The sequence below is a fragment of the Ideonella sp. P3_A4 genome, assembly GCF_056403075.1.
This window is the reverse complement of the sequence record NZ_JBFUGE010000169.1, coordinates 1-11642: the sequence shown is the minus strand read 5'-3', so window position 1 is coordinate 11642 and position 11642 is coordinate 1. Positions and strand designations below refer to the sequence as shown.

The following is an 11642-nucleotide window of genomic DNA, read 5'->3' as shown; positions in this document are numbered from 1 at the left end:
GCACTACGGTGTCGGCTGGCTGCACCGGCCGATCATGGCCTACCTGCGCAAGTTCCATAACCGCACGCAGGCCACGATGGTGCCGACCGAAGCGCTGCGGCGAGACCTGGAGACCGCGGGCTTCAAGCATGTGACTGTCGTCAAGCGCGGCGTCGACACCGAGCGCTTTCACCCCGGGTTTCGCAACGAGGAGCTGCGCCGCAGCTGGGGAGTGGCGCCGGACGACCTGGTGGTCGGCTGCGTCGGCCGGCTGGCGGCCGAAAAGAACCTCGCCACCTTGAGCGAAGCGTTCGAGGCGATCCGCCGTTTCGACCCACGCGCCAAGCTGGTGCTGGTCGGTGAGGGCCCGCTGCGCGCCGAGCTGCAGGCGCGTTGGCCCGACGCGGTGTTCGCCGGCCAGCAGGTCGGCAACGCCTTGTCCGAGCACTACGCATCGCTCGATCTGTTCCTGTTCCCCAGTCTGACCGAGACCTTCGGCAACGTGACGCCCGAGGCGATGGCCAGCGGGCTGCCGGTGGTGGCCTTCAACTACGCGGCCGCGTCGCTGATCATCCAGCCGGGGCACAACGGCGTGCTGGTGCCGATGGGCGACAACAACGCCTACGTTCGCGAGGCGGTCGGCATCGCTGCCGACCGCGCGCACCGAGCGGCCATGGGCCAGGCCGCCCGCGAGGCCGCGCTGCGGCTGAACTGGGACGGCGTGATCGCCCGCTTCGAGACGGTGCTGCTGCAAGTGATCCAGGACGCCGACGCGCCCCTGGCCCAAGACACCTCGCGCCGCTCCACGTCGGCCCACCCGCTGGCCACGTCGATCGACTGACCAGCCGCTGCGCTGGCGGGTCAGGGCCTGACCGACGCCCGCAGGCGCCCCATCAGAACCGCCATCGCCGCCGCGATGGCCAGGCCGAAGACCCACATCAACGGCACGATCGGCACGTCCAGCGCGATCATCGTCGCGTAGCCCGCCAGCATCGCCAGGATGCTGGCGTTTTCGCTGCAGCCCTGCACCGCGATCGAACGGCCGGCGCTCAGCAGCTGGTGCCCGCGGTGTTGCAGCAAGGCATTCAAGGGCACCACCATCAGGCCGCCGACGATGCCGACGATGGCCAACAGCGGCACCGCCAGGCTCAAGGCGCCGGCACTGGCGACCACCGGCATCATCAATCCCAGTACCACGCCGGCCGGCAGCATGCGCTTGGCCCGCGACAGCGGCACCAGGCGGCCGGCCGCAGCGGCGCCGGCCACAACGCCCACCGCCACCGCAGCCTGCAGGTAGGCAGCCTGGCCCAGGGTCAGCTGCAACTCATCGACCGCCCAGCGCAGCACCGCGAACTGCAGCGTCGCGCCGACACCCCAGAAGATCGTCGTCACCGCGAGCGACAGGCCGCCATCGCGGTCGCGCCACAGCGTCTTGTGGTCGCGCCAGAAAGCGCGCACCAGCACCACCGGGTGGATCTCGCAGGCGGGATAGCGCGCACCGCTGTCGGGCACGCCGATGTTGAACAAGCCCGCCAGACCGTACAGCGCCAGCAGCAGCGCCAATGACATGTCGAGCGCACTGCCATCGGCCATCAGCGGCCAGGCGGCCAGTGCCTGGCCCGCGGCCTGCATCCATTCGGCCTGCAGCAGCCACGGGCTGACCAGCACACCGCCCAGCACCGTGCCGAGCAGCGCGGCGCAAACCACCGAGACCTCGAGCCAGCCATTGGCGGCCACCAGCCGCTCCATCGGCACCAGCTCGGTGATCAGCCCGTACTTGCAAGGCGCATAGGCCGCGGCACCGAAGCCGACGACAACAAAGGCCAGCACCGGTTGCACACCGGCCAGCAGGGCCAGCACGCCCAGTGCCTTGACCGCGTTCATGCAGGCCATCAAGCGTGCCTTGGCGAACGAATCGGCCAGCGGCCCGACGAAGGGCGCCAGCAACACATACGAGATCGTGAAGCCGAACTTCAGCAACGGCGCCCACCAACCCGGCAGGCCCTGCTCCTGCAGCAAGGCGATGGTGACGATCAGCAGCGCGTTGTCGGCCAGCGCGGAAGAGAACTGGGCGGAGATCAGCCAGCGAAACCCGGGGGGGAATTCAGGTCCTGATCGGCGGGCGGGCAACTTCATGGCCCGCCATTTCAATGCGCTTGTGTGACACCACGCCGTGCCATTGGCGCCGACCGGCGCATGGCCGGCGGCGCACAAGCGTCACTTGACCAGTGCGTTCAGCACCTTCACGCCCAGCGATTCGCCGCTGGGGGTCGAGACCTTGGAGATCTCCTTGTAGGCACTGGCCTGGACCTTGGCCGGCAGCGGCACGAAGCGCGCGTCGCGCGCCAGTGCGTCGCCGCGCAGGTACGACCAGATGATGAAACGCAGCGTGCGCTCGGCACGCTCGCTGCTCTTTGAAACTCGCGGCAGCGCGATGTAGGTGCCCATCGTCAGCGGCCAGGTCTTGGCGCCAGGGCCATCGCTGATCGACGCTGAAAAGTCACCCTGGCTGTACCAGGCGCTGCGCGTCACCGCCTCACGGAAACTTTCGACGCCGGCGACGACGAACTGGCCGTCGGCGTTCTTCATCGACACGCCGTTCAGGCTGTCGGCCAGCACGTAGTTGTAGTCGATGTAGCCGATCGCGCCAGCCGTGGCCTTCACGGTCTTCGAGACCTCGGCGCTGCCCTTGACCGCCAGCACCTCGCCGGCCCAGTCGAACTTGCTGGCGGCGCCATGGCGCTGCTTCCAGGCCGGGCTGACGCGGCTGAGGTAGTCGCTGAAGTGGTAGGTGGTGCCCGAGCCATCTGCGCGCACGACACGGCGGATCGGCAGGTTGGGCAGCTTCAGCTCGGGGTTCAGTGCCTTGATCGGTGCCGCGTCCCATTGCGTGATTTCGCCGAGAAAGATCGCGGCCAGCACCTCGCCGCTCAGGCGCAGCGCGTTCGGCGCGACACGCGGCAGGTTGACGACCGGCACCACGCCGGTGATGACGGTGGGAAACATCACCAGCCCGTCCTTGTCGAGGTCCTTCTGCGCGGCAATCACGTCGGAGCTGCCGAAGTCGACCTCGCCGGCGCGGATCTTCGCCATGCCGGCCCCCGAGCCGATCGCCGCATAGTCCAGCGCGTCGCCATGCTGCTTGGCGTATTCGAGCGCCCAGGCCTTGTAGACCGGTGCAGCGGCCGAGGAGCCGGCGCCTGTCAAGGCCGCGGTTTCGGCGGCCGCCAGACGGGGAAAGAGACTCGCGAGGCTCAGCAGCCCCAGGGCGGCGACGCGCCCCAACAAGGTGATCGACATGATGCAGGTACAGCCAGGAAAGCACCGCCAGACATCGGCAGTCCAACCCGCGATTGTCCGATAACGGCGTGTCCTGGCCGGCTAGGCCCCACACGGTGGCAGTCCGAGCCCGGCCGTTTCGGCGAAACTTGGCGCGTTGATTGCCAACACCCACAGCGGAGGTTTCCCATGTTGTCGCCCCTCGGCCGCCGCGATATCTTGGTTCAGGGTTTGGGCGTGGCGCTGGCCGCCGCCGGTTTGTCGGCCCGCGCCGCGCCCGCATGGCCGCGCTACCGCGTCACCGACCTGGGTGACCTGGGCGGCCGCACCATCCTCGTCAGCGGCCTCAACGACCACGGCGTCGCCGTCGGCATGGCGACGCGGCACGACGGCGACAACAAGGGCGTGGCTTTCATTTCCGAGGCGGGCAAGATGCGCGGCCTGCGGATGGAGCAGCACAGTGTCGCGTCATGGGGCGCGGCGATCAACGTGGCCGGCGTGGTGGCCGGTCACGACACCGCCAACGCCGACGCCACCTACCTGCAAAGCGCCTGGACCTGGCACGGCGCCGAGCGCCAGTACTTCAGCAAGCAGAACGACCGCGACAGCACCTTTGCCACCGACATCAACGACGACGGTGTCGTCACTGGCTTTCTGTACCCCGGCTCCGGCGTGCTGTGGCGCGATGGCCAGATGGTCGACCTGAGCGCCGAAACCGGCCTCGTGATCATCCAGGCGAACGCCATCAACGCCACGGGCGACGTGGTCGGCATCAGCCGGCAAAAGAAGCAGACCGTGTCGTTCGTCTACCGCGGCGGCACGGCCGCCAGGCTGGACGTGCTCGGATCGGCTGAACACGAGGCGCTCGGCATCAATGCCGCCGGCCAGGTCTGCGGCCGCTACAAGCCGGTGGACGACAGCACCGCCGGCCGTGGCTACCTGTGGCGCAACGGCGTGGCGATCGACCTGGGCCAGTTGCCGGGCCCGAAGCAAAGCCTGCAGGCCAAGGCGCTGAACGACGCCGGCGTGGTGGTCGGCACCTCGACAGTCGTCGCACCGGGCAGCCCACGCAAGCCGCACGCCTTCGTCTGGCAAGACGGCACGATGGTCGACCTGAATCGCCTGATCGATGGCGACCACGATGGCTGGGTGCTGAACAAGGCGGTCGATATCAACAACGCGGGCCAGATCGTCGGCCAGGGCACGCAGAACGGCGTGCCGCGCGCCTTCCTGGCGACGCCGGTGGCGTGACTCAATCCGGCCTGATCTTCGCCCGCGCGATCACCGGCTTCCAGCGCTTCTGTTCGGCGGTGATGAAGGCGGCGAACTCGGCCGGCGTGCTGCCGACGGCGATCGCCGCGTCGTTGGACAGGCGATCCAGCGCATCCTTCTCGCGCATCGCCTTGGCAGCCGCAGCGGCCAGCTTGTCGGCCGCAGGCTGCGGCAGCGATGCGGGTGCCATCAGGCCGTACCACTGCGTCATCTCGAAGCCGGGGTAGCCCTGCTCGGCCACGGTTGGCACGTCGGGCAATTGCGGGATGCGCTGCAGCGTGCCGGTGGCAATGCAACGCAGCTTGCCAGCCTTGATGAACTGCAGCACCGCCGGCGCCCCGACTGAAGCCGCGTCCAACCTGCCAGCCAGCAGGTCGGTCAGTTGCGGCCCGGTGCCGCGGTACGGCACATGCAGGATGAAGGTGTCGCTGGCCATCTTCAGGTATTCCATCGCCAGGTGGCCGGCGCTGCCGTTGCCGGCGGAGCCGTAGTTCAGCCGCCCCGGCTTGGCCTTGGCCAGCGCGATGAACTCTTTCAGGTTCTTCACCGGCAGGTCCGGGTGGACCAGGTACAGGCTGGGCACCTTGGCCAGCAGCGAGATCGGCCTGAAGTCCTTGACCGGGTCGTAGGGCAGCTTGTCGAAGATGTACGGGTTGACCGCCAGCGTGCCGATGTGGCCTAGGACCAGCGTGTGCTGGTCTTCGGCCCGCGCGACCTCGGACATCGCGATGTTGCCCGCGCCACCGGGTTTGTTGTCGACATAGACGCTCTGCCCGAGCGACTTGGTCAACTCGGCAGCCGTCGTACGCGCGACGATCTCGGAACTGCCGCCGGGCGCGAACGGCACGACGAAGCGGATCGACTTGCTCGGCCACGTGGCCTGCGCCCAGGCGTAACGGGGCAGCAGCCCGGCCGCGCCCAACGCGGCGATCGCTTCGAGGCATTGACGACGGGTGGGCAAGCGGTTCGGCATCGTGGACTCCCGGTGCGTGCGGCTGCTGCCGACTCTAGCCACCCCAATCGTCTGTGGACGCGTGGAACTACTTAGCGCCCCTGCCGCTGGGTGGCCCCCACCCCCTAACCCACCAGGGTAACCATCGCGGGTGCAGCTAACGTGCAAAAAGCACGCATCTTCAGGTTCCATCTTGGCTAGGATGGATTTGCCCTCGGTGCAGTGCGGCCGAGAGGCGTCCAAGAATCTAACAAGAAAACTGGAGGTAGCCCGATGGCCAGAGATCTGGCGGCGTTCGAGCTTGGCAGCTCGGACGCGGCGAAGCAGCACCCCACCCCGCCGAAAGAGCGGCTGCAGCAGCGTTGGCGGGCCCGGCGCCTGCGCGCCTTTGCCGACCGGCTCGGGGCCCGCCCTGGCGACCGCATCCTCGACCTCGGCGGCAACATCGAGACCTGGGCGTTGGCCGAGCAGCCCTACCGGCTGACGCTGCTGAACACGAGCGCCGCCAGCGCCGGCACACAAAGGCCATGGCGCCTGCCGACCAACGGCAGCGAATGGCAGGTGGTGGTCGGCGATGCGACCGACTTGAGGATGTTCGGCGACCAGTCCTTCGACATCGTCTTCAGCAACAGCGTCATCGAGCACCTGGGCGACGATGAACGTGTGGCCCGTTTTGCGCGTGAGGTGCGCCGTGTCGGCCGCCGCTACTGGGTCCAGACACCGGCCTGGACCTTCCCGGTCGAGGCCCACACCGGGCTGCCGTTCTACTGGTTCTACCCTCGCCCGCTGCGCGATGCCTGGGCCGCCCGGCAAGACCGGCGCCACGCCCACGAGCCTTGGCATTGCCCGCTGGCGCAGACCACGTACCTGAAGCTCGGCACGCTGCGGCAGCTGTTCCCGGATGCCGAGGTCTACACCGAGCGGGTTTGGGGCTGCGCCAAGTCGTGGTCGATGTACCGCACCGGGAGCGCGTCATGAAGGCCCGCCAGATGTCCCGTCTGTGGTCGCTCGGCCGGCGCCGGCTGGGCCAGGAGCTGCGCGAGGCGCTCGAGTTGCGCACCGGGCTGCCGTTGTCAAAACCGTTTGCGATCCGTGCGCACCCGACCGAACGCTGCAACTACAAGTGCGGATCGTGTGCCTGCTGGCGGCTGGACGACTACCCGGCCGAGATGAGCCTGGCGCAATGGCAGACTGCGTTCGCGGACTTGCAAAGTTATGTCGGCCGCTTCAACGTGCAGTTCGCCGGCGGTGAACCGCTGATGTTCAAGMCGTTCCTCGACCTGGTGCAGTGGTGCGGCGAGCATGGGGTCGACTGGGGCATGATCACCAACGGCTCGGCGCTCACCGCCCCCGTCGTTGCCCGGCTGGTGGCGGCGACGCCGCTGAACATCGACATCTCTGTCGACGGTGCCAGCGACGCGGTGCACGACGCGTCGCGTGGCATTCCCGGCTCTCTGGCGCGCATCCGCCAAGGCCTGCAACGCCTGAAGGCCGCCCGCGACGCCGCGGGCCACCACTTCCCGATCCGCATCAAGGCCACGGTGCATCGCCAGAACCTGCACGAGATGCGGGACCTGGTCGACTGGGTCGTTGAGGCCGGCGCCTCGTCTGTCGACTTCAGCCCTGTGCGCCCATGGACCGACGAAGTCGCGCGCGACCTGTGGCTGCGCCCGCAGGACGAAGCGCAGCTGCAGCAGATGGCCGAGTCACTGGTGGCAGCCAAGCGCGCCGGCGCGCCGATCGAGACCGAGGAGCGGCGGCTGCTGTCGTGGCCGGCGCACTTCCGCGGCGACAAGGTGATGCCCGCACGGACACCCTGCCGCGTCGGGCTGCGCGACTTCCACATCCTGGCCAACGGGGACGTGCGCACCTGCTGGGAGTACCCGGTGATTGGCAACATCACGCGCCAGAGCGTGCGCGAGATCTGGACCAGTGCGACAGCACGCGATCAGCGCGCCGAGACCTTGCAGTGCTCGGCGCTGGGTTCGGCGAAATGCGCCAGCTCGTGCCTGTCGCACCGCACGATCGCGCAGGACTGGAAGCGGATCGTGATGCTCAGCCCGCGCTGACCGGCGCGGTCAGCGCGCACCCCGCCAACGGATCAGCGCGACACCGCGCTCTTCGAAGATGGTCTCGTAGGCGTTGGCGTCGTTGGCCGGCAGCTTCTTCAGGTGCTCGACGTTGACCAGCGCCAGTTCACCGGGTGCTGGATCGCGCCGCGGCACGGGTTGGCCGCGGTAGACCGCGAAGCTGGGCTTGTGCAGCTTCCACTGCACGGCCACTTCCGATCGTTCGCGGGCGATCAACCCGGCATCTCGAACGGGGCCCTGCAGCAGCGTGCCCCACCACGGCAGGCCGAAGCCCAGCAGCACCATCGCAACGACGCAGGCAGACAGCAACGGYGCGGCGCTCGGCGCCAGCCCTTCGCGCAAGCGCGCCGGCGCAGCAGCCAGACCGATGATCACGCCGGCGGCCACGGTACCGGCGATCATCAGGCCGAGGGCCGGCGGCGCATGCGACAGCAAAGCGCGGTACTCGGGCTTGTGCACGAGCGTCAGCAGCCACGGCAGCAGCCAGGCGGGCGCCACGAAAAGTGACAGCAGGATCAACGCGCTGACCGCCAATGCCCACCGCATCACCTTGCCGCAGCGCTCCAGCTCGATCGCCATCAGCAGCACGAACGGCGTCGCGCCGTACAGCACATAGTGCGGCAGCTTGGTGCCCGACAGCGAGAAGAACACCAGCACGAAGCCGCCCCAGCCGAGCAGGAAGCGGCCGAGCGGGTCTCGCCAGTGCGTCATCACCCGGCGCGCCACGGCCACGAGCAGGGGCGTCCAGGGCAGGAGCAGCAGTGGCAGCACGCCGAAGTAGTAGAACGGGTTGCCGCCGTGCTGCTCCATCGCGCTGCTGTAGCGCGCGAGGTTGTGCTTGACCAGGAAGCCGTCGATGAAGGCCTGGCCGTGGCGGTTCAGCGCGTAGGCATACCAAGGCGCCGCGATGCCGATCAGCAGCAGCCAGGCAGGCACATCGCTGACGGCTTGGCCGACACGGCGCAGCGCCAGGCGCCAGTCCCACGCGGTGATCAACCACACTGCGGCCGCTGCCACCGGCACGAGCACTGCGACTGGCCCCTTGGCCAGCAGGCCCAGGCCCATCCACGCGAACGCGCGACGCAGCGGTGCCTTCTGCTCCGACTCGAGCCAGCGCCACGCATCGCAGATCGCCATCACGAGCAGGAAGTTCAGCAGCGCGTCGGCCGTCGCGGCGCGGCCGATCGCCAGCACGCCCAGGCTCGTCGCCATCATCAGCGCCGCGCTGATCGCCGTGCGCTCGCCCAGCCGCGGCCGGGCAAAGGCAAACAGCGCCAGCGCCCAGCCCCAGGCACACAGCGCCGACGGCAGGCGCAGCGCGAACTCGTTCAGGCCCATCAGCGACACACTCGCCGCCTGCAGCCAGTAGACGAGGATCGGCTTGTCGAAGCGATCTTCGCCGTTCAGCGTCGTGTGGCCCCAGTCGCCGCTTTGCAGCATCTCGCGCGTGGCTTCGCTGAACGCGCCTTCGTCGACGTCGAACAGCGGCGCCGCGCCGAGCTGGAAGACCGCCAGCAGCAACAGAGCCAGGGCAAGTGCCCAAGGGGCGCGCTTAAGAGCGTTCATGCCAAGCGTCTGCGGCATCGAGGTCGGGCTGCGCCATCGTGTGGTACTGCCGCGCGTGGCCACCCTCGTAGTAGATGCGGATCAGCAGCTCGGCCAGCACGCCGGTGCACAGGAACTGCAGGCCGCCGATGACCATGAAGAAACCCAGGATCAGCAGCGGCCGGCCACCGACCGATTCACCCAGCAGCTTCAGCACGCCGAGGTAGCCGAGGATCATCGTGCCGATCGCGCCGATGCCCAGGCCCACGGTGCCGAAGAAGTGGCCCGGCCGGGCGCCGAAGTTCAGGAAGAAGTAGACCGCCAGCAGGTCGACCAGCACGCGGAAGGTGCGCGAGATGCCGTACTTCGATTCGCCGGCCGTGCGCGCATGGTGGCTGACCGGCACCTCGGCCATACGCGTCGGCGAGGTCACCGTGGCCAGCCACGCCGGGATGAAACGGTGCATCTCGCCATAGAGGCGGATTTCGCGCAGCACCGGCGCGCGGAAAGCCTTCAGGCTGCAGCCCAGGTCCTGGAACTTCAGGTCGGTGACGCGACGGATCAGGCGGTTCGCCAGCATCGACGGGAACTTGCGCAGCGCGAAGCCGTCTTGCCGGTTCTGGCGCCAGCCGGCGACCATGTCGTACGGCTCGTTCAGCAGCTTGGCGACCAGCAGCGGGATGTCCTGCGGGTCGTTCTGCAGATCACCATCCATCGTCACGATGATGTCGCCGCGGGCGGCGTCGATGCCGGCCTGCATCGCCGCGGTCTGTCGGAAGTTGCGCAGCAGGCGCACCACTCGGATGTGCGGGCCAACGGTGGCGGCATGGTCTTGCAGTGCGCGGCCGGTGCCGTCGCGGCTGCCGTCGTCGACGACGATCAGCTCCCACGGCTGCGGGTAAGCGGCCAACGCGGCCTGCACGGCATCGATCAGCGGCTTCGCGTTGTCGATCTCGTTGTACATCGGCACCACCACCGACAGGCGGTGCGGCTTCAGCTGGGTCAGCGCCAGCGCACGCGCGGCGGGCAGGTCGACGGCCGTCGTGGTCGTGGTCAGGGTATCGGTACTCATTGCGTCTTGTTCTCCAACGTCGTCCTGGGCGCCTTGGCCCAAGGCATGATCATCGCAGCCGCGGCCAGGGCCACCGCGAGGCTGAAGGCGTGCAGCGCCAGAGCGCCGGCGGCCACCAGGGCACCTGAGGCGTCGCCCACGCCGCCGCCGTCCATGCGCGTGGCCGCCCAGACGCCGGCTTCATAGGTGCCGAGGCCCGCCGGGCCTTGCAGGGGCAGCACCGAGGCGACCTCGCCGCCCAGCGCGCCTCGCAGCGCCGCCGCGAAGTCGAGCGGCGCCAGCGCCTGCAGCACCAGCGCGAACACCGCCAGCTTGACGACCCAGTTGGCGGCGCACAAGGCCCAGCCGAGGCGGTCGTTGCGGTGGGTCAGCCAGGCCGATTCGAAGCGCTGCACCGCGGGCACCCGGGCCGAGACGGCCGCCAGCGCACGCGCGCCGAACAGCAGCACCAGCGCCCAACCCAGCGCCAGCAGCGCGGCCCAGCCGAGGCGCGCCTCACGGGTGAACGGCGGCAGCCACAGCGCGGCGAGCGTGGCCAGCACCGCGGCGTCTTGCAGGCGCAGCCACAGCAGGCTGCGCAGCGAATCGCCCAGCGGCACGCCGAAGCGGCGCTGCATCAGCAAGGGGTAGCCCGCCTCGCCGGCGCGCAGCGGCAGCACGACGATGGCGGCGTTGTGGGTCAGGAACAGCGCCAGGCAGGCCATGAAGCCGGGGGCCGTGCCCCGCGCCGCATCGGCCGCGAACCACGAGCCCCATTCGCGCCGCAGCCGCTCGGCCCGCAGCGCATAGCTCAGGCACAGGCCGGCCAGCGCCACGGCCCACAGCCAAGCCGGCGTGGCGGCAAATGCCGTCCCCAAGGGGGTCAGGTCGACCTTGCGCAGCAGCCACGCCAGCAAGCCCAGGCCGAGCACGCTGGCAAGCAGCAGGCGCGTCCAGGGGCGGCGCGCAGCATCGGGCGTCGGGGGCATCGTGGGCACAGGAGGAATGGCGCGCGATGGTAGCAGCCACTCACTGCCATGGCCTTCGCCCCACGCCTACGGTGCCCCGGAGCGCAGGGCTATCATCGTCGGCCCATGGCCCAGAACATCCTCGTCACCGGCGCAGCCGGCTTCATCGGCGCCCATGTGGCGGCCGAGCTGGCGCGCGCCGGCCACCGGGTCACCGGTGTCGACAACTTCAACACCTACTACGAGCCACGGCTGAAGCAAGACCGCGTCGCGGCGCTGTTGCTGCCGTTGGGCGTGCCCTGCCAGCGGCTGGACCTGTGCGACAGCACCGCCACCCGCGAGCTGATCGTCAGAGGTGGCTTCGATGCGGTGATCCACCTCGCCGCGCAGGCCGGCGTGCGGCACTCGATCAAGGCGCCGGCCGACTACATCCAGTCCAACCTGGTCGGATTTGCCAACCTGATCGAAGCCTGCCGCGAAGCCGGCGTGCCGCACCTGTTGTACGC

Annotated in this window: 11 protein-coding genes; 5 read left to right on the top strand and 6 right to left on the bottom strand. The window is 69.1% G+C overall.

The features are described 5' to 3' along the window. Nucleotides 1-820 (top strand): glycosyltransferase (locus tag AC1DYI_RS16160; protein ID WP_477205152.1); only part of this gene is annotated, 820 nt, incomplete at its 5' end. A 20-nt stretch (nt 821-840) separates the two neighbouring features. Here AC1DYI_RS16160 and lplT read toward each other — a convergent pair. Continuing rightward, nucleotides 841-2115 carry a lysophospholipid transporter LplT gene (gene lplT / locus AC1DYI_RS16155; RefSeq protein ID WP_477205151.1) on the bottom strand — a complete coding sequence of 425 codons (1275 nt, stop codon included), beginning with the start codon at nt 2113-2115 and terminating at the stop codon, nt 841-843. Nucleotides 2116-2196: 81 nt separating this feature from the next. Continuing rightward, nucleotides 2197-3279: a phosphate ABC transporter substrate-binding protein PstS gene (gene pstS / locus AC1DYI_RS16150; protein WP_477205150.1), complete on the bottom strand. Its 1083-nt coding sequence runs from the start codon at nt 3277-3279 to the stop codon at nt 2197-2199. A gap of 168 nt (nt 3280-3447) precedes the next feature. Between pstS and AC1DYI_RS16145 the strand changes: the two genes are divergently transcribed. Next, a complete protein-coding gene (locus AC1DYI_RS16145) occupies nt 3448-4509 on the top strand; it encodes a hypothetical protein (protein ID WP_477205149.1) in 1062 nt (353 codons plus the stop codon). Between the two features lies 1 nt (nt 4510). Here the strand turns inward: AC1DYI_RS16145 and AC1DYI_RS16140 are convergent, their stop codons facing one another. Further along, entirely contained in the window at nt 4511-5503 is a 993-nt protein-coding gene (locus AC1DYI_RS16140; RefSeq protein WP_477205148.1) for a Bug family tripartite tricarboxylate transporter substrate binding protein, read from the bottom strand. A 252-nt stretch (nt 5504-5755) separates the two neighbouring features. On the opposite strand from AC1DYI_RS16140, the gene AC1DYI_RS16135 reads away from it, so the two are divergent. Then, nucleotides 5756-6460, top strand: coding sequence for a class I SAM-dependent methyltransferase (locus AC1DYI_RS16135; RefSeq protein ID WP_477205147.1), 705 nt, complete (start codon nt 5756-5758; stop codon nt 6458-6460). Next, nucleotides 6457-7551 carry a radical SAM protein gene (locus AC1DYI_RS16130; RefSeq protein WP_477205146.1) on the top strand — a complete coding sequence of 365 codons (1095 nt, stop codon included), beginning with the start codon at nt 6457-6459 and terminating at the stop codon, nt 7549-7551. The genes AC1DYI_RS16135 and AC1DYI_RS16130 overlap by 4 nt, the downstream gene beginning before the upstream one ends. 9 nt (nt 7552-7560) lie before the next feature. On the opposite strand, the gene AC1DYI_RS16125 is transcribed toward AC1DYI_RS16130, so the two are convergent. From AC1DYI_RS16125 to AC1DYI_RS16115, 3 genes are read right to left on the bottom strand one after another with little or no spacing between them, the layout of a single operon-like run. Next, nucleotides 7561-9138: an ArnT family glycosyltransferase gene (locus AC1DYI_RS16125; protein ID WP_477205145.1), complete on the bottom strand. Its 1578-nt coding sequence runs from the start codon at nt 9136-9138 to the stop codon at nt 7561-7563. Continuing rightward, nucleotides 9125-10189, bottom strand: coding sequence for a glycosyltransferase family 2 protein (locus AC1DYI_RS16120; protein WP_477205144.1), 1065 nt, complete (start codon nt 10187-10189; stop codon nt 9125-9127). The genes AC1DYI_RS16125 and AC1DYI_RS16120 overlap by 14 nt, the downstream gene beginning before the upstream one ends. Further along, complete coding sequence (locus AC1DYI_RS16115; RefSeq protein ID WP_477205143.1) at nt 10186-11157, bottom strand: lysylphosphatidylglycerol synthase domain-containing protein; 972 nt, start codon at nt 11155-11157, stop codon at nt 10186-10188. The genes AC1DYI_RS16120 and AC1DYI_RS16115 overlap by 4 nt, the downstream gene beginning before the upstream one ends. Nucleotides 11158-11262: 105 nt before the next feature. Here AC1DYI_RS16115 and AC1DYI_RS16110 point away from each other — a divergent pair. After that, on the top strand, nt 11263-11642 hold a 380-nt coding region (locus AC1DYI_RS16110), incomplete at its 3' end, for an NAD-dependent epimerase/dehydratase family protein (protein ID WP_477205142.1).